The sequence below is a fragment of the Rickettsia honei RB genome (assembly GCF_000263055.1).
GTDB classification, from domain to species: domain Bacteria; phylum Pseudomonadota; class Alphaproteobacteria; order Rickettsiales; family Rickettsiaceae; genus Rickettsia; species Rickettsia rickettsii.
The window spans coordinates 25792-47782 of the sequence record NZ_AJTT01000002.1 but is presented as its reverse complement, the minus strand read 5'-3'; the positions used below and the strand labels follow the sequence as shown (position 1 = coordinate 47782).

Sequence of the window (21991 nt, the reverse complement as noted above, 5' to 3'; positions counted from 1 at the left end):
TAAAAAAACCCGTCGATGTCATTCCTGCGAAGACACATGGGTTTCAACTTAAGGAAAAGGTCACCCCGTGGCTTGACCACAGGATCCATATAATTTTAGTATTTTTAACTAGATCCCGCAATCAAGTCGGCATTGTTGCATGGATCGGAAAACCTACTCGATGTCATTCCCGCGTAGGCGGGAATCGAGAAAAATAACTTCAATATTGCTACAGAAGTTACATACTGGATAAAATAACCATACAAACACTTGTTTTTATATGCTTGACTGGATTTCCGCTTCGCAGGAATGACATAATGTAGATATAATATAAATTCAAGAAAACAATTTTCCAATTCCGCTACGTAATATATTTTTAGGATTCATTTTACTGGCTTTTTTCATTATCTCGCTTATTTGTTTATATTGCTTTAGCAAAATATTTACCTTTTGTACCGTAGTTCCTGCTCCAACAGCTATACGTTTCCTACGAGAAGCATTAATTATATCGGGATTTTTACGTTCTTTTGGCGTCATAGATAAAATAATTGCTTCTTGATGTTCAATTATTTTACTATTTAATTTTGATTGATCTATTTGATCCATAATTTTACCGCTACCCGGTAACATACTAAGTATACTTCCAAAACCTCCCATTTTTTTTATACTTCTCATTTGCTGAAGATAATCATTTAAATCAAACTTACCCTTTTTTAATTTAGCTGCCGTTTTTTCGGCTTCTTCTCTATCAACAATACTAGCTGCTTTTTCAACAAAAGAGATAATATCACCCATATCCAGTATTCGAGAAGCTAAACGTTCAGCATCGAATTCTTCTAAATCAATTAGGTTTTCACCGCTACTTAAAAATTTAATCGGCTTTTTAGTAATATATTTTACACTGAGTGCTGCACCACCCTTGGAATCGCCGTCAATTCTAGATAAAATTAATCCTGAAATTGCTAACTTTTCATTAAAACTACTTGCCGTAACTACTGCATCCTGCCCTGTCATACTGTCGATTACTAACAAAGTTTCTGTAGGCTCCACTATCTTTTTTATTGCAAGCGCTTCCTCCATCATCGCTTTATCAATTTGTGTACGACCTGCCGTATCATAAATTACGACATCATAAGCAGAAATTTTAGCCTCGGCAATAGCTCTTTTGACAATATCGAGGGGTTTCTCACCTTGCACAATAGGTAATGAATTAATCTGTACTGAGTTTGCAAGTATAGCGAGCTGCTCTTGTGCGGCCGGTCTGTAAGTATCCAAAGAAACAAGTAAAACTTTCTTATTTTGATTTCTAAGCCGTAAAGCAAGCTTACTACTCGCCGTAGTTTTACCACTCCCTTGCAGCCCTACCATTAGAAAATTTACGGGCGGCTTTGAATTTAAATTTAGCTTTGTCTCACTTTTACTTGAAGCTAAGATATTGATCATCTCTTCATGGATAATTTTAATTATCATCTGTCCAGGTGAAACAGACTTAATAACCTCCTGCCCTAAAGCTTTCTGTTTAACTTCCGCTATAAAATCTTTTATCACCGGTAATGCAACATCTGACTCTAAAAGAGCCACTCTTATATCGCGCATAGCAGCATCTATTTGGGCTTCCGTCAAAATGCCTGAGCTAACTAGCTTATCAAAAATCTTCGTTAAATTTTGTGTTAAAGTTTTAAACATGCAAATAATTTAATTTATAAAGTTCCTAAAACCTAATATATACTACGAGTAAATGAACAATAGTCAAAATAAAACATAAATTAAATTTATATTCTAGAGGGATTCTAGAGGGAAGCCGCTTTCTATCTTGAATATCTATTAACTATTTTTTAAAAAAAGAGTATCTCAATATATTTTGTTGTTTTATGGATAACATAGAAAGGAACGTAGTGATATCGTGTTAATTACTAGAAAACTCATTCACCACTAATATATAACTTGTTTTTAAGTCCAAATCATAATCAATGGTATTATATATTAACTTTTTTATGTCGGTAAATTTTTGCAGTAAATATGAAGGGTGTCTATTTGATAGTTTATTAAAAATCTTATTTTCCAAATCTAGAAGTTCAATATTAACGTTGGCAGATTTTTTAAGGATTCTATTCATTAATAATAATAAATTATCAATAAAATCTAGCCATAATTCTCGGTCTTTAGTATTAAAGCGATTAATAAAATCTAACGTTTTGTTATCTGCTATTAACTGAATAAACTCGGAATATAATTCGTTTTTAGTATGATGGATAGATGATCTAACATTAATTTTAAAACATCTTGATCTAATTGTAGAAATAATACTTGCAGCTCTTGAAGTAATTAAAAAAATGTAACTATTCTTTGGTGCATCTTCAAGAATTTTTAAGCATGAATTCGCTGCATTCAAATTCATAAGCTCTGCCGAATAAATTATTGCAACTTTATAACCTGAAATTGCAGAAGTTTTACTTAAGAAGTCTTGTAATTTTCTTATTTGTTCAATAGAAATATTTTTAGCATTAGATGTAGCTGAAGTTTCCCTAGCGATGAAATGATAATCAGGATTGTTTTCAAGAGGAATGCTATTCTTAAAAAGCTTAATATATATAAACTCTTCTAAATCTTTTAAAGCTTGTTCTATATTTTCGGCTTCGATAAGCCAACTATTGTATAGCTTATTATGTTTTAAGTTAAACTCTAGGCGTTCAATTATCAATGGTTGTAATATCATTATGAATTGTACTTAAGAAGTATTCTATATCATTCCGGCTTTTGCAGAGCATTATTGCATGAGCTGGTTTTTCTAGTGTCACCCCGCAAGCGTGTAACGGGGTTCGGAAATTATTAGTACTGTAAATACGTTACTTCTTTTAATTACAAGCTTCTTTCATTTTTCTTCCGGCTCTAAAAGTAGGTTGATTGTAAGCATCTATTTTCATTTTTGCTCCGGTTTTTGGGTTACGACCCTCACGTGCTTTTCTATGATGTATTTCAAATGAACCGAAACCTGTTATATTAATATTATGGTGGCTCTTTATAGCACTAATCACACTATCAAGAACTAAATTAAGTGCTTTCTCGGCTTCAGCTTTTGTTAATGTTTTATGTGAAGCATGTTTATGACCATGGTCGGTCATAAATGCTATAAATTCGGTTTTATTCATTTTTTTTGGTTCTTTTGTGTTATGTGTACTCATAATAAAATCAATTCTCCTTTGATAGGTTAATATGTATTGATGTTTTTTTATAAAACAATATATACAACTGGTAATAATATACATCAATATATTTTTTATGTGAGTTAATTATAACAAACTACCCACATACTGCAAATGCCAGTTATTTACAAAATTTAAAATATATACGTTATTATATTAATTTATAGAAAAATGTAGCCATTTTACATCAGTTATACTGTTAAAACTATAATCAAGTAATTAAAGTGAAAATTTATCGTTAAAACCCTAATTTATTGTCAGTAGTAAATTACAAAAATTAATTTTCTACTCTATAAAAAATTATAAGTTTTTTAATAAAAAACAATATATACTTAATTTACATAAAAAGTGGGAACCGTCTTTCACCTTTTATATAGAATATTTCTAACCGAATAGCAGATTATGTAATAATTCACTATGCACATTAATTTAGAATAAAAATTTTAAAGAAAAATATATTAAATCCAATGTTATTGTCTAAAATTTGTATTAAACGCCCTGTTTTTGCTACAGTTTTGAATTTGGTTATCGTAGCTCTTGGAGCAATTTTTTTTACCAAACTACAAATTAGAGGTACTCCGGATATTTCAGTTCCTATTATAAATGTCGAAGCTCATTATACAGGTGCCGATGCCTTATATATGGAGCAAGAAATAACGACACGTATAGAAAAAGCTTTAAAGACGGTTAAAAATTTAGATTATATAACTTCTCAAAGTTCTACCGGCGAAAGTAGTATTACTTTATCGTTTCTATTATCTACCGATATTGAAGTAGCACTAAACGATGTCCGCGCCAAAATATCGGATATCACTTATATGTTCCCGCAAGATATGAAAACCCCGTCAGTTACAAAACTTGATGCCGATAGTTTCCCAAGCCTCTTCATAAGCATTGAAAGTGATCAATATAGCGATTTAGAATTAACAAAGATCGTCGAAGATAATCTACAAACACCGTTAGATAAACTTGAAAGTGTAGGACAGTCACAAATTTACGGCGGTCGGGAATATATAATGAGAATAGAACCCGATTCTAAAAAATTATATCAACATAAAATTTCTTTATTGGAGATTGAATCCGCAATAAAAGAGCAAAATAAAGATTATCCCGCAGGTACGATTAAAACAAAAAGCAATAATTTTATAGTAACTCTTGCAGGTTCTTTATCTACACCGGAAGCATTCGGTAATATTATTCTAAAAGTACAAAACGGAGGTATCATAAAATTACGAGATATAGCAAAAATATCTTTAACTTCTCCCGATGAGGACATAATTTTTAGATATAACGGCAAAAGCTCTATTGCCCTTGGTCTTATAAAAGAATCAAAAGCTAACGTCATAGATTTATCACATGAAGTAACTAAAGCACTAGAAAGAATTAAAGAATCCATGCCCAAAGGAATAAGCATGGGTATTGCATATGATGCAGCAACACCTGTAAAAGCATCAATTTATGCAGTATTTCAAACAATTTTTGAAGCTTTAATATTAGTAGTTTTAGTCACTTATTTATTCCTTGCTTCTACTAAAATTACCTTAATTCCGTTTGTAACGATTCCGGTATCGTTGATCGGTACTTTTAGCGTAATGTATGCTTTTGGATTTTCTATTAATATATTTACGCTCCTTGCTATGATACTTGCTATAGGTTTAGTGGTCGATGATGCGATAGTTATGCTTGAAAACATTTTTAGATATAATGAAATGGGGCATAAACCCATGGAAGCGGCTATGCTTGCTTCTAAAGAAATCGGCTTTGCAATCATTGCTATGACTATTACGCTTGCTGCCGTATTTTTACCCGTGGGTTTTATAGAGGGTTTTATCGGGAAATTATTTATTGAATTTGCTTGGACTTTAGCATTTTGTGTTTTGTTCTCAGGATTTGTTGCTTTAACTTTAACTCCTATGATGTCAAGTCGTATGGTTACAAAACATAATACGGACTTACCGCAATTCTTAGTAAAGTTTAACGACATTCTACAATTTATTCAAAATAAATATATTTACTATCTAAAGCTAACTTTTGACAATAAAAAGAAATTTGTCATTATTATTGCATCATCATTTATAGTGCTGATTATTAGTTTTAAATTTACTCAAAACATTTTCGTACCCCAAGAAGATGATGGATGCTTACAAGTTTCTCTTAAAGGTCCTGAAGGTTCTAATTTAGAATCTTCTACTAAAGTAGTGAAAGAAGCCGAAAAAATCCTTGCTAATTATAAAGATATATTAGGTTATCTGATGGTAATAGGTGCAGGCGGTAGCGATAACGTTTTTGGATTCATTCCTCTAAAAAATTGGGGTGAGCGTTCTTGTTCCCAAGAAACTATTAAGAATATGTTAAATAAGCAGTTTTCTGAAATACCGGGCATGTCGATTTACGCTATGGATCCACGTTCAATGGTTAGCAGGAATGCAAGTAGCCCTATCGAGTTTACTATTCAAACGAACCTTGAATATGATGATCTAGATAAAATATCACAACAATTTATTGATATAATGAAAACAAATCCTATTTTCTTAAACGTCAATAGAAATTTACAATCGGCAATGCCGACTATAAGTATAGAAGTCAACCGTGATAAGGCTTATTTATACGGAATGGATTTAGCAAATATAGGCAAAACGGTACAATATTTACTTGCAGGTCAACAAATCGGGCATTTTAGAATGAGTAATGATTTATATGACGTTATATTACAATTTAATCAAAAAGATCGAAAAGATATTAGCGATTTTAGTAAAATTTTAATCAGAACAAAAAATAATAATATGTTACCGCTTGAATCGATAGCCAATATTACGGAAAAAATATCAGTAAAATCATATAGTCATTATAATAATTCAAAATCCGTTACTATTTCTTCCGATCTTGCTCCTGACAGGAAAATTGATGATGCAATTAATGAAATCAATAAAATAGCCTCTAAGTTACTTGATCCTAGTAATACTATAATTGAATATATCGGAGAAATTAAACAAATGAGAGAGGCAAACAGTAATATGCTTATAACATTTGTGTTTGCTCTTATATTTATCTATTTAGTGCTTGCAGCTCAATTTGAAAGCTTTACTGACCCTTTATTAATATTACTCGCCGTACCTTTCTCAATAACCGGTGGTGTACTTGCTCTCTGGCTTGCCGGTAATAGCCTTAATATGTATAGTAATATCGGACTTATTACTTTAATTGGATTAATTACTAAGAATTCTATTATGATAGTAGAATTTGCTAATCAGCTAAGAGCAAAAGGAGTAAAGGTTCAAGAAGCTATAATAGAATCCTCAAAACTTCGCTTGCGTCCAATTCTTATGACTACTCTTGCTGCCGTAGTCGGAGCTTTACCTCTAGTTTTTGCAGACGGGGCCAGTGCTGCTGCTCGTAATTCTATAGGCTTTGTAATAGTTGGAGGATTAAGCATCGGTACTATATTTACAATTTTTGTTATACCTGTAATATATCACACTTTTAAGAAGGATTAATAAATTATAGAATAATAAAATTTAGTAGACATATAGCTCAAAATGAGAAATGATTATTTTACGTTAGTTTTGTTGCATGGCTCGGAAAACGCATATAGTGTCATCCCGAGGCCTCGCCACGGGATCCAAAAAAATGTAACCCATAATACTAGTGTAATTTTAGTATTTTAACTGGACCCCGCTATCAAGTTGTGGGATGACAGAGGTATGAGCCACACAACAAGGTCTTTCACGTTTAACTAAAAGGAGCTTAAATATGTTAATAAATACTTCTAATAATCCACTTATTACTACTGTACATTTATTATCTTCTATAGGTGCTATAAATTGGGGCTTAGTCGGATTATTTAATTTTAATTTAGTCACACTTTTATTTGGCTCATTTCCAATTATTGTTACAATACTTTATATAATTATAGGCTTTTGTGGTGTATATTCTTTCCTTTGTTTAGGTAAGCTATTTTGTAAACCCGGAATAGAAAAGGCGAAGTAACTCTACCTTTTCGTCATTGCGAGCAGCCGTAGGCTGCGTGGCAATCTCATGAAATCATAACAAACTCCTGAGATTGCTTCGTCAATTGCTATGCAATTTCCTCGCAATGACTACCTAACAACCTCACTTGTGCTATAGCAGTTATTGCTGCTGTTTCAGCACGTAATATATTACTTCCTAAACTTATAGATTTTGTATTCTTATATGAGGCAAGAAGTTCCAGCTCATCATTAGTAAAGCCTCCCTCCGGTCCTACAATAATAGTTATATCACTATTACTAAGTGATGATGAAATTCGTAATATAGAATTTTCTTCTTTTTCATGTTCATTAGCATATAACATCAAATTATTATTCTTTTTTAGGTAATCTTGTATTGTGATAGCTTTTTCAATTATCGGGGGAGTAAGACGTTCTGATTGCTCTGTTGCCTCAATAACACATTTCGTTAAACGTTCGATATTTACCGATCTAAATTGACACCACCTAGTAATTAACGGAATAATTTTAGTTATACCGAGTTGCGTAGCCATATTTATTGCAAGCATTAATTTATCTTGCTTTATTATAGCAACAGCAAGAGTTAACGTAGATTCTTTATAAGGCTTTTTTAACTGTTCTTTAAGTCTAACCGATAGGTTATTTTTACCTATATCGTTAATTTGTGCTAGAAATTCTCCATCCGTACCGTTAAAGAGACGTAAGCCATCATTTACTTTAAGACGTAGCACCGTTTTGACATAATGAACATGATGATCACTTGCTAATTCTATCTTGCTATTTTCAGCTAAACGACTATTAATATAAATACGGTTATATTTCATATATTTAGTACTATGGACGATAAAAAAGATAATAGACATCTTTCCAAACCAGCTTATAGAGAGGAATGTACAGGAGACACAGAACGCAGCACTACAGCGTATATGGACATACGTGAGGATGTGAGTACCGGATCGACGTCTAAATTACCTCTAGAAGCGAAGTTTGTAAAGATATCTAATAATATATCAGAAAAAGAAAATTTACCAAAAGAAAAAGAAATTGGCGGTGTTAAAGGTCTAGAACCGACAAGATACGGGGACTGGCAGTATAAAGGTAAAGTCACAGATTTCTAATGCCTTGCCTTCAACACACTAAAATTTTACCCTATAAACCGCAAGAATTGTTTGATTTGGTCTGGGATGTAAAATCTTATCCTAAATTCTTGCCTTGGTGTTCTGCTTCTAGAATTATTTCAGAAAATAATCAAGAGGTTATTGCTGAATTAGTAATTCAGTTAAAAGGCTTTTCAGAAAAATATAACTCACGAGTTACAAGCGAAATAACAAATGATGGAATATATTTGATTAATACGGTAGCTATTTCAGGACCTTTTGAATATTTAAAAAGTACTTGGCAATTTGTTCCATGCACGGCAGGAACTGAATTAAAATTCTTTATTGATTTTAAAATGCAATCCGTAATACTGGATAAATTAATCGGCACTTATTTTACCAAAGCAACCGAAAAAATGATTATAGCTTTCGAAAGGAGAGCTAAAGAGGTTATTAAATAAAAAAGAGTAAGGTTATAGATCTATAACCTTACTCTTTAGAAAGTTTTGTATTTAGTTACTAGGCAATATCAGATATATATCCTTCATCTCCTAAGATTTGAGTTTGATCATCATTAAGATTATCATAATCAAGGCTATAAAACTGCTCTTCTTGTTCTTCACTAGTACTGGAAGTATGATAATTAAATAATTCTTCATAAGCTTCATTTATTGCAGCATATTTCTGTATTTCTTTTGAAAGTTCTACTACTTTATTTTGCATAGCTTTTTCTGTACCATGCCATAACTTACTTGTCAAATTTGGCTTGTATTCTGCTAATTGCTTATTTTTGTAACTTTCTCTCTTTGCAACAGTTCCTAAACTTAAAGCTTTTTCAATATCTTCACTTGAATAGCCATTTTGTATTAGCTGATGAATAATACAATCATGTAAAGGAAGAATACTAGTATCTAGAACTAATTTATTTGTATATTGTCCTTTCACGCCAGGTATTGCCTGATATAACGCACGATCTGCTGATTCTACTATTTCATAGCCACCATTATGTTTGTAACCAACGCCATCTCCCGTTAAACTTAAGGTTGGTACGCGAGTTATTGCATTAGATATTATCTTAGCGTTTGTTCCTTCAATATATTTACTGGTGAATTTATCTATACCATTTTTATCTATAGCAGTACCGTATACAAAACTTCCTAACCCCGAAGTAGCCAAATACTCTTCAACTTTAGTTGCTTCATGAGCTTGAGTAAAAAGCTTTATTTGTTCATTACTCTCCATAATGCCTTTTGCCCCATAACTAGTACCAAAAACACCCCCTGTTATTAAAGGTATTTTGCTTAACCAACTATTAAATGAAAACAAACTACTTACTCCTACAAAAAAGCTTCCTGATGCTAATTTTGTATAAAAACTATAATCTGCTTTTGCTTTTTCTATTAAAGATAAGTAAGTAATCGGTTTATTACTTCCGAATAAGTTTTGTATTAATAATTTCAACATAGTCTATCTCCTAATTTAAGTCACCATATTTCATGGTTGTAAATGCACTATATGTAAATGCACTATATGTAAATGCACTATATAACAAAAGTAATCAAATATCAATCCTTATATTTAATAATAGATTAATATTTGACTTGACATTTTAAAAAAAACCATATTTTATGGTAATATTGATCAAAAAGAGGTAGATATGCCTACGTACAAAAATTCTAAACATATTAGCACTAAAAAGCTTGCTTATATAGGTTTAGACCTCGCATATAAAACAGATGATTTAAATATTTATAAGCTAAAAGCATCAAAGGTCAATGAACAATTAACAGATAGCGGCTGGGAAATACTGACTGCTTCATGTGATAATATCAACACTGCTAAATATGCTTATAAAGCCGTCGCATTTATAAATAAAGAAACTAAAGAAGTTCATATTGCTAGTGCCGGCACAAAATTCAATATATATGATTTATTAGACGACTTGCTTATCGCGCTGCACTATTTACCTACTAAACTAACTCCACTTCAGGATTTTGTTAATGAAATAATTAACAAATTAGGCGGCTTAAGTAAAGCCACAGAATATAGTTTTAATACTAGCGGTCATTCACTTGGAGCAATAATTGCAGATTTAACCTTAGTAGAAATACATTCTCGCAACCTACATTTTAATAAATCTACAACTTTTGACAGCCCTGGCTCAAAACCGATAATTGAAAGAGGCATAGAAAAAAATTTATTTACCGGAAAAGTAACAACTCCAATAAAAGAGCTAGCTACCCATTCTAAGATATATAATGCAAAACATAATCTTATTAATATTACTAATAAGCATTTTGGACAAACAACAATGGTACTTCCTGATAAAAAAACAACACTATCACAATCAGAAGAATGGGCATCATATTTATATAATTTTGCCAAACAAAAAGTTACAAAATATCTAGGAATTAATGGAATAGTCGAAGGCTTTGAAGAAATCATAGCCGGAATCAGTAAACATGGACTTGTTAATTTTTCTGATTTGAAACAGAATATTACTTTAACCATAGATGATTGGGAAGCAGCAACACCAAAATATGCTAAAAATACTCTAAATTTAAAAAATAATTTATATAATCAAATAGTTGAAACTGAAACCGGAGCTAATTTAGTTGGGATGTATAATAATTTTCAAAGCTGCAGTCAAGAATATGCTCAGGAAGTCCAAACAACAGGAGATATAAGTAATTATCATCTATATCCTCTAATATGTTAAATAAAAAATAAATTTATAGGCAGAAATCACCTTTCGCCTTTCATATTCATTATTTCTTATTTAGAGCAACTAAATAGATCTCCGTAGATTCACTGCGGCTGGATGAAGGTTTAAAATGTTTCACTGTTTTAAATTCAAGCTTTACTTTATGTAATAATTCATTTTCTGCACCGCCACGAAAAATTTTAGCAATAAAATGACCGGAGGGTTTTAGTACTTTTAAAGCAAATTCAAAAGCTTGCTCACATAAAAGTAAGGTTCTTATATGGTCTGTAGCTTTATGACCTATGGTATTTGATGCCATATCACTCATTACTATATCAGCTCTACCGTCTAAAGCCTGAATAATTAATTCTTCCGTATCTGCTTCAAAAAAGTCCTTTTGAAAAAATTCAACTCCAGCAACATGTTCAATTTCTAACACATCGATAGAGATTATTTTATTATTTAGGTTATTATCCGAAGCTTTAATAAGCTTGGAAGCTACTTGACTCCATCCCCCAGGAGCTGCTCCTAAATCAACAATTTTCATGTTAGGAGTAAAAAGTTTAAATTTTTCATGAATTTCAAGTAGTTTATATGCAGCTCTCGACCTAAAGCCGTCTATACGTGCTTTTGCAACATACGGATCGTTTAATTGGCGTCTAAGCCAATTACTAGAAGAGACAGTACGTTTTTTAGAAGTCTTAACTCTAACGAATTTATTTCTATAACCGCTTAAATTATTTGTCATAAAATCTTTTATACTTATAAATAAATGAAGAATAAGTAGACGAAGTTTAATCTGGAAAAGAGCAAGGAATCCACAAGACGAGGCACGAAAGCCGTTAATAATACTTGAGTACCACAGTACTTGTAGCCAATTTTTCAAATTAAACGAGTATGCTCTTTTGCTATTTTATCTAATACAGAATTAACAAAACCAATTTCATGCTCATTTAACATATCATTTGCTATGTCCGTATATTCGTTGATTACTACTTTAGCAGGCGTAGTAGGGCAAAATAATAGCTCACATATACTAACACGCAATAAAGCTCGGAGTAAGATCGGCATATGTGCAGGATCTTTATCATTTGTTAAATGATTGTCGATAATTTCGTCTAGTTTATGAATATTTTCAAATACTAACTTTACCAGCATTTTAAAATGACTTATACTTAATGATATTTTTAAATTCTCAGGTAACTCTGTTATAGAATTATTATTTTGATAAAAAGAAAGTACATTTTGCATGATATCATCCATATCGTCGTTATTTTGCAATATGTTTTGATAAATAGCTTGCACTGCTGCAATACGTGCAATCGACTTTTTATTAATTTTATTTGAACTCATAGAGAAAAGAAATTTAAAATTTAATTTTCGTCATTGCGAGTGTGATATGGCGTGATGTCATTCCCGTGAAAGCGGGAATCCAGTAATTCAAAAACATAAATACTATTAGTTTTTAAAACTAATACATTTGGATTACTTCATTTTTTTTCTGTGGATTCCCGCTTTCGCGGGAATGACATCGGAAACCAAGGAGCAACGCCCACTCACAACGACGAAATGATATCTATAACCTTACAAGGTATACCTTAAAATAATTTATTAGTAAACTTATAAAATTTTTATGCTCTCTATAATAGGATTTATTATAACAATTAGTATCTTGGTATTTATCCATGAATTTGGGCATTATTGTATTGCTAGATATTTTAATGTAAAAGTTGAGGAGTTCTCGATAGGTTTCGGTAAAGCACTAATAGGCATTACCGATAAAAAAGGAGTTAGGTGGAAGATTTGCCTTATACCGCTTGGCGGTTATGTCAAGATTTACGGCTATGATCGCAGCCTTATGGATAAGACTAAAGAAGTTAACGAAAAAGTAGCTTTTGATGCTAAATCTTGTTTAGAACGTTTTTTAATCGTTGCAGCAGGTCCGTTAATTAATTATTTACTTGCCATAATAATATTTGCAGGTTTTTATTGTTACTTTGGAAAAACAGAGATTCCTCCTATAATAGGTGATGTAGTAGCTTCATCACCGGCAGAGAGAGCAGACTTAAGAGCAGGAGATAAAATTGTTAAGGTTAACGATAAATCTGTTAAAGATTTCGGGGACGTGCAGAGAGAGATATTAATTAACGGTTTTAGCTCTTCTACTTTAACTATAGAAAGAAAAAGTGAGGAATTTATCGTTAATATAATGCCTCAAGAAATAATTATATCACCTCCCGAAGAAAAGCAAGTTAAGAAAACTCTTCGCATCGGTATTATAGCTAAAAATGAACCTATTCATACTAAAATAGGAATTTTAGGAGGATTATGGGAAGCTATTAATACTACTATAGATATGTCTGCTTTAACTCTAAACGCAATATCGCAAATGATTGTAGGAAAACGTTCATTCGATGAAATAGGAGGGCCGATAGCTATTGCTAAAGAGTCAGGCAAATCTATAGCTGGTGGAACCCAAATGTATCTGTTATTTATAGCAATACTTTCCGTTAATTTAGGATTACTTAACTTACTACCTATACCGGTGCTTGACGGCGGACATTTAGTATTTATATTATATGAAGCAATTACAGGTAAATTACCGAATCCTAAGACTAAAAATATTTTATTACAATTAGGAGCAATAATCATAATTTTTATTATTATAATTGCTGTTTCCAACGATATACAAAATTTGTTTTCCTAAATTATAGATTTGCTTGCTCTCGTTTATATTATCTACTATAGTGGAGTACATTAATTATGTTTGAATGCATTAGTTAGGAGAACTTTATATTATTCTTAGCTAAAAGCGGCAATCCAGTTCTTTGTCATACCGCGACTTGAACTCGGTATCTAATTTATTATTTTTACCGTGGTCAAGCCACGGGATGACATTGGGTTTAAACACAAAAATTTAAATTAAATCTTAAAGAAGGTTTTAGGTGACAATCAGATCAATTAGTAAGTTAACAATTTTATTATTAACGATTTTTTATTATCATATTTCATTAGCTGACTCTGTAATTCGTAAAATAACTATCGAGGGTAATCATAGGGTTGAGCGTTCTACTATTGAGAGCTATTTAAAGCTTAAGGTAGGAGAAACCTATAATAATTCTAAAGAAGATGAGGTAATAAAACGTTTATATGCCACATCACTTTTTAGAAATATAAACATGCATATAACAAATTATGGTAATTTAATAGTTAACGTTACTGAAACGCCTTTTATAAGTAGTGTAGTATTTAGCGGTAATTCTAAAATCAAAACTAATATGCTCGCTAAAGAAATTTACACAATGTCGGGTGAATCTCTTAGCCAAGCTAAAATTGAATTAGATGTAAAGAAAATATTAGAAATTTATAAACGTAGCGGACGTTTTGCTACTACGGTAACACCTAAAATCGAAAATTTAGAAAACAACAGAGTTAAGGTTATTTTTGATATAGCAGAAGGACCAAAAACCGGTATTAAATATATTTATTTTAGCGGTAATGAAAATTATAGTGATTCAGAACTTAAATCTATTGTTTTAACTAAAGAATCTCGTTGGTTTCGTTTTTTAGAAAGTAACGATACTTACGATCCTGATAGAATGGAATATGATAAAGAATTACTTAGAGAGTTTTATCAATCTGTAGGTTTTGCAGATTTTAGAGTAATTTCGGCATCGGCAGAACTCAATAATACTAAAGAATATTTCACCCTTACCTATTCCATTGAAGAGGGAGAAAAATATAGCTTCGGTAATATTACAATAGACAATAAATTAACTAATATAGATATAACACCGCTTAATAAAATTGTTAATATTAAGCAAGGCAAGGTTTTCAATATGAAAAAGGTTGATGATATAGCTGAAAAAATCGGAGAATATTTTACAGCGAACGGTTATCCTGCGGTAAATGTTTATCCGGATATAATGAAAAATACTAATCATACTGCAGATATTAAATTTATTATTGAAAAAGCCGATAAGGTTTATATTAATAAAATTAATATTATTAATAACCTTAAAACCGAAGACCCTGTTATAAGAAGAGAATTTAAAATAGAAGAAGGTGATATAATTAATCGTTCATATATTGAAAAAGGTGAGCGTAATCTTAGAAATTTAGATTATTTTGAGAAAGTAGCAATTAGCTTAACTCCGACTAAAGCTAAAGATAAATATGATGTTAACGTTGAAGTTGATGAAAAATCTACTTCCTCTATAGGTTTTGATTTAGGATATAATACTGCCGGCGGTTTATTCGGACGTTTCTCTTTCTTAGAGCGTAATTTAGTCGGTACCGGGAAACTGCTTAATGCCGGTGTGCAAGTAAGTAAAAACACTACAAGCTATTACGGTGGTATTACCGCACCGCACTTTTTAGATCGTGATTTATCACTTGGCGTAAACACATTTAGAAACTATACCGGACGCGGTGCTAGTGTATTAAATACAACTGATCAAAGCTATAAGTTACACTCTATAGGAGTCAAAACTTCTCTTGGTTATGAAATTAAAGAGGATTTAGGTCACGAAATAGATTATTTAATCAAACGTGATATTTTAAGTGCTCCAACTCCATCAAGCTCAATATTCTTAAAGGAGCAAATGGGAAGATTCATTACTTCTGCTATAGGACATACTATTACTTATGATCAAACCGATAATAAAATTGTTCCAAAGAACGGTTATTTAGTAAGCGGCACACAAGAATTTGCCGGCGTTGGAGGTGATAACAAATATATAAAGCATGAAGTTGACGGTAAATATTATAAATCTTTCATACATAACAAGCTTACTTTAAAATTATCTGCTTCCGGAGGCGATATTGCAGGGCTTGGAGGAAAAATTATTAGAATTTCCGATCGCTTTAATTTAGGTGATTATAGTTTAAGAGGCTTTGCAAGCGGTGGTGTAGGACCTCGTGAAAAGGTCACTAACGAAGGACTTGGTGGTGAGCGATATTACACATTCTCAACAGAGCTTAATTTCCCAACACCTATACCTGAGGAATTTAATTTAACCGGTACAGTCTTTATGGATTTAGGAAGCGTTTGGGGAGTAGGCCTAAATAAGAAACAATATCAAACTCCAAACGGTTTTTATAACGATAAATCTCTTAGAGCTTCCATTGGTTTCGGCTTTATTTGGGTAACACGTTTTGCACCAATCAGAATGGATTGGGGTTTCCCGGTTAAGAAGAAGAAATATGACGATACGCAGCATTTCCATTTAAGATTTTCGACGCATTTATAAAGATGTTTCATTGTCACCCCGTGGCTTGACCACGGAATCCAATTAAGGATGCTAGTCTTTTAGCATTTTAAAATTTTTTATTGGATTGCCACGCTCCTTGTCAGTCATCGCTCGCAATGACGAAACATGTCTCGTAGGAATCCATATCTCAGCATAATATAATCATATTTCAGCCGATGTAGCTCAGCTGGTAGAGCGGCGCATTCGTAATGCGTAGGTCTGGGGTTCAAATCCCCACATTGGCACCATCTTCTAAATAAAACTATAGCCCTATTTGTGATAGACGTGGTAGAACCTGATATACTAATAATGTGTAGAAAAACGCATTCGTGTCATACCGTGGCTTGACCACGATATCCAAAAAAATAACTTAAAATACTAATCATTTATTATCACCCTCAATTCAAGTGGTCAAAAATCCAGCATCTAAAGAACCTAAAGCGGTTTTAAAAAATGCTTATAAAATAAGTAATGATACTGAAAAACTTATTGCTGTTGATATAAAAAATGACCAGTTTGTAATATTTGATAATACAAGTGGTAATGTAGCTCATGTAAGGACATATCAAGAAATAGAGAGAGATGCTGTTTTAAAAAATAACCTAATCACAACAAAAATATGCAAATAAGGTAATAAAAACTTTAATGAAACCTCGAAGCGCTATAAATTATTAGAATAACAAAATGAAATAAACAATGACAGATAAATTATGGTATGCAAAAATAAATGAAGAAGATGCATATATCAGAAAAACACTTCAAGAATATATAGATTTATATTTCTTTGATTCTGTAGAATTTAAAGCAGTAGAAGATATAACCTTAGAAAATTTAGGTGAATTTTTAGAAGTAATGTTAAAACATTATCAACAATATCATTTTCATTTAGGCGAATTATATGATACTGGAGAAATATTAGAAGAATATTGCGATTATGTTTTTATGGATGATGAAAAATATATACATTATCCTAAATATTCTAAAGAGGATAGACATAATTTAGGTTGGTTATTGATAGTAACTATATATACAAATGTGTAATCCAAGACTATTTCCAGAAGATGTCCCGCATTTAATAGAATTTTTACACGCTAAAGATGGAGAAGTAACAAAGGCTCAAGAAAAGCTAAATACCTACCTTGCCCAATTTGATTTTATGAAAAGACAAGATGAAGATTACAGATGCTGGGAAGCAATCACGAAAGAACGTCAGCAAGCTATAGCAGAAAATAAACCTTTACCAATAAGACCTATGAGTATTGAACTATCAAAATGCTTGAAAGATTGAAGTGGGAAACTTTTTTAAGACCATCATAGAGCTAGCGAAAGCATCGGGAGTACAGCTGGCGAAGATGATAGCGATAGAGAAAGTAACGGAACTTGCAGTAAATGCTGTAAATAACAACGCACTATCTGGTTTAGGGCAGAAGATAGAGAATAAAATAGCGGGGAGCGTTACTCCAACTTTAAATTCTAATAACGGGATATTGCTAAGTGCTTACAGTCGTTTAGAGCAGGACGGTAACAAGAGAATATGACGCCATTCGTGATTCCCCAATAAATATAGGCCAGATTGCAGCAACTGCGGTAATGCACTTTATTAACCGCAAGGTCACCTGAGTATTTTAAACTGGATCTCGCTACAAATGAGCTAGGATGACAGGGTGGAATTAATCCATGCAATAACACCAATGCTACACGAAAACGACAATAAGGTCTTTTTAAGCATGGGGTAAAACAAAACTACCTTTTTTAGGTAATTATAAGTTGTTGCTAAAAACAATATATACTTAGCTTTATATAACAAGTGAAAGCCAATTGTCACCTTTTATATTCAACTTCTTAAGCCGAATAGCAGATTATGTAATAATTCGCTATTTGTGTTAATTAACTATTATCTTTTTTCTTGGAGGAATATAGATTGTTTCATCTTCAGCATGCGAAATCTTTTCTAAAAGTCCGATAAAACGGTCGTTATTAGGTACTAGCTTTACTATCGCCCACCCCTCTTCTATTGATTTCTTTATGCGTTCTATATCAGATTTATGCTCTGAAAAAGATATAACTTTTTGTGCTGGGTTTTGCATATTGATAAATCAATTATAGTTAATTAGTATTATAGTAAATATTTTTAATAAATCAATCACATATTTATTATTTGCTAAATATACATAAAATGATTACCATATATTATGTCTTGTCTACTTATATCCTAATAAATAGTTTAATTAAAAATTAAAAGTTGTACGATGATTTTTTATTTTAAACATATATGTCACTTATTAACTTTATTTAATTTAAACTGTATAATTTAATTATGTCAAATGATAATTTACAACCGCCTGCTCTTTCTAAAAAGCAATTATTTGCTTTTTTTGGTATGGTTGTCGGCATGTTTATGTCGGTACTTGATATTCAAATTGTCGCTAGCTCATTATCCGTAATAGCTGCCGGTCTTGCCGCTTCAAGCGATGAACTTTCTTGGGTTCAAACATCGTACTTAATAGCTGAAGTTATCATTATTCCTATTACCGGCTTTTTAGCAAGGTTACTTACTACTAGAATTTCTTATTTTATTGCAGCTTTAGGGTTTACGGTTATGAGCGTATTATGTTCGCTTGCAACTAATATTGAATCCATGATTATCTTTAGAGCATTACAAGGCTTTTTTGGCGGTGCTATGATACCGACGGTCTTTAGTACCGTTTTTATACTTTTTCCTGCATCGCAACGTCCTATCGTTATTATCTTAATCGGACTTGTCGTAACTGTTGCCCCTACTTTAGGACCTACACTCGGTGGATATATTACGGAGATTTTATCATGGCATTTTATGTTTTTATTAAACGTCATACCCGGTATTTTCGTATGTACGGTGGTTTTTTTATATGGGGATTTTGATAAACCAAATTATAAATTACTGAAAAATTTTGATTTTCTCGGTATATTATTAATGGCTTTAACGCTTGGCTTATTACAGTATGTGTTAGAAGAAGGAAACAAAAAAGGTTGGCTTGAGGATAATTTAATATTATTCTTAAGTATTACAGTAGTTTTAGGTTTTATTTTATTAATCATTAGAGAACTAACCTTTATTAATCCAATTTTAGACTTAAAAACATTTCTTTATAAAGACTTTACTTTTGGTTGCCTTTATTCGTTCGTTATGGGTATCGGATTATACGGGGCAGTATATATATTACCGCTATTTCTCTTTACTATTGCCGGATATGATACATTACAAATCGGGGCTACTATGATGGTGACGGGCGGAGCACAATTTTTATCTGCACCACTCGTCGGTAGAATGTTAGGGTTAGGGGTAGATTTACGCCTGATGCTTATTATAGGGCTTGGAGGGTTTGCTCTTGGATGTCATTTGAATAGTTTTCTAACGCCTGATTCTAAATTTGCTGCATTTGTGCTTCCTCAATTTGTTAGAGGGCTTTCATTAATGTTTTGTTTTATACCGACTAATAATATAGCTCTTGGCAATATGCCGAAAGAAAGAGTAGGTAACGCTAGCGGGCTTTATAATCTTACTCGTAATTTAGGAGGAGCGGTAGGGCTTGCAATAATCAGTACTATACTTACTAATGATACTAAAACCTTTATGCAATATTTATCGGAAAATATCTCGTCTACTTCTATAATGGCATTAGAACAACTAGATTCTTATAATGAATTATTAAGCGGAAAAGTTTTAAATCCCGAAAAAGCATCATATTTGTTATTAGCAAACAAATTAAATCATGATGCTTTTGTAATTGCAATAAATAATATATTTAATATGATAGGGCTGTTATTTGTATTTATAATGCTACTAATACCTTTTACTTCAAATATCAAATTAACCGAAAATGTTAATGCTCACTAAAATTAAATTTATATTATATTTTCCTTGGTTATTATTAGAAATATGGAAATCGGCTTTCACGGTTATTAAAATAATTTGGCAAAGAAAGATAGGAATAGAGCCGGTTTTTGAATGGGTTGACGCAGAAGGGCTAGAAGAAATAGGCGAAATAATTTATGGTAATTCGATTACTCTAACTCCAGGTACAGTAACACTTGATATAAATAATAATATGTTATTAGTGCATGCACTCAATAAATCATCGATTACCGACCTACAAAGAGGTATAATGATTAAAAAAATTAAGCAGATATTAAAAACAACTTGAAGCAGAAAATGATATCAGATATAAACGCTCTAAAGTATAAAAAAGTTTTACTTAAAGTGTCAGGGGAAGCTTTAATGGGAGATAAGCAATTTGGGCATGAATATGACGTAATAAAAAAGATTGCCATCGATATTAAAGAAGTTATCGATTTAGGAGTAGAAGTCGCTATTGTAGTCGGCGGTGGAAATATTTACCGCGGGATTAATGCAGCACTTGTCGGTATGGACCGAGCTTCAGCGGATTATATAGGTATGCTTGCAACGGTGATTAATGCTTTAACTTTACAAAACGTTATGGAAAGCCTCAATATCTATACAAGAGTTCTATCGGCTATTCCTATGATGAGCGTGTGCGAACCTTATATGCGCCGCAAAGCTAAAAGACATATGGAAAAAAAGCGTGTAGTAATTTTTGCCGGCGGTACGGGTAACCCGTTTTGTACAACCGATAGTGCCGCAGTACTTCGCGCAATCGAAATGAATTGCGATATTTTATTAAAAGCAACTCAGGTTGACGGTGTATATGATTCCGACCCTAAAAAAAATCCGGATGCTAAGAAATATTTCACTATTAGCTATAAAGATGTTATAACTAATAACCTGCAAGTCATGGATACGGCAGCTATTGCAGTTGCAAGAGAAAATAAATTACCTATAAGGGTATTTTCGATAAAAGAACAGGGAAATTTTGCTAGAGTAATACAAGATAAAGGGGAATATACGACAATTGAGGAATAATATATTGTAGTGTGAATTGTTGTATGATTTTTATGTCATTCCCGCATAGGTGTTGTTGCGTAGAGACTAAATCGTCATTGCGAGCAGCCGTAAGCTGCGTGGCAATCTAGAAAAAATAGTAAAAAATTCTGTAGATCAGAATTTTTTACTAGATTGCTTCGTCAAAACTTATAGTTTTTCCTTGCAATGACGGAAAAACCAATCTACGCGGGAATTACATCGGGGGCATTTCCTAATACATATAACAATGTCTCAATTCGTGTACTAATAATATATGGATAAATAAAGATGGATAAAGAGCATTTAAAGAAAAACTTACAAGAAAAGATGGAGAAAGCTCTAAAAGTTTTAGATCATGAGCTTAAAGGGCTACGTACCGGTAGAGCTTCAGTGAATTTACTTGATAGCGTAACCGTGGAAGCTTACGGGAGTAAAATACCGCTTTCACAAGTTGCTTCTCTATCCACACCTGATGCACGAACAATTAACGTGCAGGTTTGGGATAAATCTATGGTATCATCGGTAGAGAAAGGAATTACGATAGCAAATCTTGGCTTAACTCCTGCAACGGACGGTCAATTAATCAGACTGCCGATACCGGTTTTAACTGAAGAAAGACGTAAAGAACTGGTAAAACTTGCTCATAAATACGGTGAAGATACTAAAATTGCATTACGTAATATTAGAAGAGACGGCAATGAAGCACTTAAAAAGCTAGAAAAGGATAACGTTATCGCAAAAGATGAGCATCATAGCTTATCTGAACAAGTACAAAAGCTAACCGATGATTATAGTAGTAAAGTTGACTCGGTAATAAAACAAAAAGAACAAGAAATAATGACTGTTTGA

At 32.2% G+C, this 21991-nt stretch carries 21 protein-coding genes, 1 tRNA gene and 1 pseudogene; 15 read left to right on the top strand and 8 right to left on the bottom strand.

Going from position 1 to position 21991, the window contains the following annotated elements:
* Positions 1-315 precede the first annotated feature (315 nt).
* From ffh to WSW_RS0102465, 3 genes are all read right to left on the bottom strand, one after another.
* Entirely contained in the window at positions 316-1665 is a 1350-nt protein-coding gene (ffh, locus tag WSW_RS0102475; protein ID WP_016916940.1) for a signal recognition particle protein, read from the bottom strand.
* A 220-nt stretch (positions 1666-1885) separates the two neighbouring features.
* The gene (locus WSW_RS0102470; protein ID WP_016916939.1) at positions 1886-2695 is read right to left on the bottom strand and encodes a DNA polymerase III subunit delta'; all 810 of its coding nucleotides are present in this window, start codon (positions 2693-2695) and stop codon (positions 1886-1888) included.
* Positions 2696-2834: 139 nt separating this feature from the next.
* A complete protein-coding gene (locus tag WSW_RS0102465) occupies positions 2835-3161 on the bottom strand; it encodes an HU family DNA-binding protein (RefSeq protein WP_016916938.1) in 327 nt (108 codons plus the stop codon).
* Positions 3162-3649: 488 nt separating this feature from the next.
* Here WSW_RS0102465 and WSW_RS0102460 point away from each other — a divergent pair, with 488 nt between their 5' ends.
* Positions 3650-6676, top strand: coding sequence for an efflux RND transporter permease subunit (locus WSW_RS0102460; protein WP_016916937.1), 3027 nt, complete (start codon positions 3650-3652; stop codon positions 6674-6676).
* Positions 6677-6932: 256 nt separating this feature from the next.
* Positions 6933-7169, top strand: coding sequence for a DUF378 domain-containing protein (locus tag WSW_RS0102455; protein WP_012150427.1), 237 nt, complete (start codon positions 6933-6935; stop codon positions 7167-7169).
* 88 nt (positions 7170-7257) lie between these two features.
* On the opposite strand, the gene WSW_RS0102450 is transcribed toward WSW_RS0102455, so the two are convergent.
* Complete coding sequence (locus WSW_RS0102450; protein ID WP_029374953.1) at positions 7258-7992, bottom strand: 16S rRNA (uracil(1498)-N(3))-methyltransferase; 735 nt, start codon at positions 7990-7992, stop codon at positions 7258-7260.
* A gap of 12 nt (positions 7993-8004) precedes the next feature.
* On the opposite strand from WSW_RS0102450, the gene WSW_RS0102445 reads away from it, so the two are divergent.
* Positions 8005-8286: a DUF1674 domain-containing protein gene (locus WSW_RS0102445; RefSeq protein ID WP_016916935.1), complete on the top strand. Its 282-nt coding sequence runs from the start codon at positions 8005-8007 to the stop codon at positions 8284-8286.
* Positions 8286-8726 carry a type II toxin-antitoxin system RatA family toxin gene (locus tag WSW_RS0102440; RefSeq protein ID WP_016916934.1) on the top strand — a complete coding sequence of 147 codons (441 nt, stop codon included), beginning with the start codon at positions 8286-8288 and terminating at the stop codon, positions 8724-8726. Before WSW_RS0102445 ends, WSW_RS0102440 begins: the two co-directional genes overlap by 1 nt.
* 58 nt (positions 8727-8784) lie before the next feature.
* On the opposite strand, the gene WSW_RS0102435 is transcribed toward WSW_RS0102440, so the two are convergent.
* Positions 8785-9729 carry a hypothetical protein gene (locus WSW_RS0102435; protein WP_016916933.1) on the bottom strand — a complete coding sequence of 315 codons (945 nt, stop codon included), beginning with the start codon at positions 9727-9729 and terminating at the stop codon, positions 8785-8787.
* Positions 9730-9922: 193 nt separating this feature from the next.
* Here WSW_RS0102435 and WSW_RS0102430 point away from each other — a divergent pair, with 193 nt between their 5' ends.
* On the top strand, positions 9923-10984 hold the full coding sequence (locus WSW_RS0102430) for a hypothetical protein (protein WP_016916932.1): 1062 nt from the start codon (positions 9923-9925) through the stop codon (positions 10982-10984).
* Between the two features lie 49 nt (positions 10985-11033).
* Here the strand turns inward: WSW_RS0102430 and WSW_RS0102425 are convergent, their stop codons facing one another.
* Together WSW_RS0102425 and nusB are read right to left on the bottom strand one after the other, a co-directional pair.
* On the bottom strand, positions 11034-11717 hold the full coding sequence (locus WSW_RS0102425; RefSeq protein ID WP_029374952.1) for an RlmE family RNA methyltransferase: 684 nt from the start codon (positions 11715-11717) through the stop codon (positions 11034-11036).
* 134 nt (positions 11718-11851) lie between these two features.
* The gene (gene nusB / locus WSW_RS0102420; RefSeq protein WP_016916930.1) at positions 11852-12322 is read right to left on the bottom strand and encodes a transcription antitermination factor NusB; all 471 of its coding nucleotides are present in this window, start codon (positions 12320-12322) and stop codon (positions 11852-11854) included.
* A gap of 280 nt (positions 12323-12602) precedes the next feature.
* Between nusB and rseP the strand changes: the two genes are divergently transcribed.
* From rseP to WSW_RS0102390, 6 genes and pseudogenes are all read left to right on the top strand, one after another.
* Positions 12603-13676, top strand: coding sequence for an RIP metalloprotease RseP (gene rseP, locus WSW_RS0102415; RefSeq protein WP_016916929.1), 1074 nt, complete (start codon positions 12603-12605; stop codon positions 13674-13676).
* A gap of 238 nt (positions 13677-13914) precedes the next feature.
* Complete coding sequence (gene bamA / locus WSW_RS0102410) at positions 13915-16221, top strand: outer membrane protein assembly factor BamA (protein WP_016916928.1); 2307 nt, start codon at positions 13915-13917, stop codon at positions 16219-16221.
* 172 nt (positions 16222-16393) lie between these two features.
* Positions 16394-16469 (top strand) — tRNA-Thr (locus WSW_RS0102405).
* 159 nt (positions 16470-16628) lie between these two features.
* Positions 16629-16850, top strand: a complete 222-nt coding sequence (locus tag WSW_RS0102400; RefSeq protein WP_016916927.1) for a hypothetical protein — start codon at positions 16629-16631, stop codon at positions 16848-16850.
* Between the two features lie 67 nt (positions 16851-16917).
* Positions 16918-17509, top strand: a pseudogene (locus tag WSW_RS1000000113845) (hypothetical protein).
* Between the two features lie 64 nt (positions 17510-17573).
* A complete protein-coding gene (locus WSW_RS0102390) occupies positions 17574-17759 on the top strand; it encodes a hypothetical protein (protein WP_014273210.1) in 186 nt (61 codons plus the stop codon).
* Positions 17760-18104: 345 nt separating this feature from the next.
* Here WSW_RS0102390 and WSW_RS0102385 read toward each other — a convergent pair whose 3' ends face one another.
* A complete protein-coding gene (locus WSW_RS0102385; RefSeq protein ID WP_004996604.1) occupies positions 18105-18308 on the bottom strand; it encodes a DUF2674 domain-containing protein in 204 nt (67 codons plus the stop codon).
* Positions 18309-18538: 230 nt separating this feature from the next.
* On the opposite strand from WSW_RS0102385, the gene WSW_RS0102380 reads away from it, so the two are divergent.
* The 4 genes from WSW_RS0102380 (at position 18539) to frr (ending at position 21991) form a co-directional block, all read left to right on the top strand.
* Positions 18539-20098, top strand: a complete 1560-nt coding sequence (locus tag WSW_RS0102380) for a DHA2 family efflux MFS transporter permease subunit (RefSeq protein ID WP_016916926.1) — start codon at positions 18539-18541, stop codon at positions 20096-20098.
* The gene (locus WSW_RS0102375) at positions 20082-20405 is read left to right on the top strand and encodes a monovalent cation/H+ antiporter subunit E (RefSeq protein WP_016916925.1); all 324 of its coding nucleotides are present in this window, start codon (positions 20082-20084) and stop codon (positions 20403-20405) included. Before WSW_RS0102380 ends, WSW_RS0102375 begins: the two co-directional genes overlap by 17 nt.
* Positions 20406-20413: 8 nt before the next feature.
* The gene (gene pyrH / locus WSW_RS0102370; protein WP_016916924.1) at positions 20414-21142 is read left to right on the top strand and encodes a UMP kinase; all 729 of its coding nucleotides are present in this window, start codon (positions 20414-20416) and stop codon (positions 21140-21142) included.
* 288 nt (positions 21143-21430) lie between these two features.
* Complete coding sequence (gene frr / locus WSW_RS0102365; RefSeq protein ID WP_016916923.1) at positions 21431-21991, top strand: ribosome recycling factor; 561 nt, start codon at positions 21431-21433, stop codon at positions 21989-21991.

What these genes read in the sequence shown, in the direction of transcription:
- WSW_RS0102390 (WP_014273210.1), top strand. Translation starts at nt 17,574, where the DNA reads ATGATAGCGATAGAGAAAGTAACGGAACTTGCAGTAAATGCTGTAAAT.
- WSW_RS0102460 (WP_016916937.1), top strand. Translation starts at nt 3,650, where the DNA reads ATGTTATTGTCTAAAATTTGTATTAAACGCCCTGTTTTTGCTACAGTT.
- WSW_RS0102445 (WP_016916935.1), top strand. Translation starts at nt 8,005, where the DNA reads ATGGACGATAAAAAAGATAATAGACATCTTTCCAAACCAGCTTATAGA.
- WSW_RS0102470 (WP_016916939.1), bottom strand. Translation starts at nt 2,695, where the DNA reads ATGATATTACAACCATTGATAATTGAACGCCTAGAGTTTAACTTAAAA.
- WSW_RS0102450 (WP_029374953.1), bottom strand. Translation starts at nt 7,992, where the DNA reads ATGAAATATAACCGTATTTATATTAATAGTCGTTTAGCTGAAAATAGC.
- frr (WP_016916923.1), top strand. Translation starts at nt 21,431, where the DNA reads ATGGATAAAGAGCATTTAAAGAAAAACTTACAAGAAAAGATGGAGAAA.
- rseP (WP_016916929.1), top strand. Translation starts at nt 12,603, where the DNA reads ATGCTCTCTATAATAGGATTTATTATAACAATTAGTATCTTGGTATTT.
- ffh (WP_016916940.1), bottom strand. Translation starts at nt 1,665, where the DNA reads ATGTTTAAAACTTTAACACAAAATTTAACGAAGATTTTTGATAAGCTA.
- WSW_RS0102375 (WP_016916925.1), top strand. Translation starts at nt 20,082, where the DNA reads ATGTTAATGCTCACTAAAATTAAATTTATATTATATTTTCCTTGGTTA.
- WSW_RS0102435 (WP_016916933.1), bottom strand. Translation starts at nt 9,729, where the DNA reads ATGTTGAAATTATTAATACAAAACTTATTCGGAAGTAATAAACCGATT.
- WSW_RS0102440 (WP_016916934.1), top strand. Translation starts at nt 8,286, where the DNA reads ATGCCTTGCCTTCAACACACTAAAATTTTACCCTATAAACCGCAAGAA.
- WSW_RS0102385 (WP_004996604.1), bottom strand. Translation starts at nt 18,308, where the DNA reads ATGCAAAACCCAGCACAAAAAGTTATATCTTTTTCAGAGCATAAATCT.
- pyrH (WP_016916924.1), top strand. Translation starts at nt 20,414, where the DNA reads ATGATATCAGATATAAACGCTCTAAAGTATAAAAAAGTTTTACTTAAA.
- nusB (WP_016916930.1), bottom strand. Translation starts at nt 12,322, where the DNA reads ATGAGTTCAAATAAAATTAATAAAAAGTCGATTGCACGTATTGCAGCA.
- WSW_RS0102455 (WP_012150427.1), top strand. Translation starts at nt 6,933, where the DNA reads ATGTTAATAAATACTTCTAATAATCCACTTATTACTACTGTACATTTA.
- WSW_RS0102430 (WP_016916932.1), top strand. Translation starts at nt 9,923, where the DNA reads ATGCCTACGTACAAAAATTCTAAACATATTAGCACTAAAAAGCTTGCT.
- WSW_RS0102465 (WP_016916938.1), bottom strand. Translation starts at nt 3,161, where the DNA reads ATGAGTACACATAACACAAAAGAACCAAAAAAAATGAATAAAACCGAA.
- WSW_RS0102380 (WP_016916926.1), top strand. Translation starts at nt 18,539, where the DNA reads ATGTCAAATGATAATTTACAACCGCCTGCTCTTTCTAAAAAGCAATTA.
- WSW_RS0102425 (WP_029374952.1), bottom strand. Translation starts at nt 11,717, where the DNA reads ATGACAAATAATTTAAGCGGTTATAGAAATAAATTCGTTAGAGTTAAG.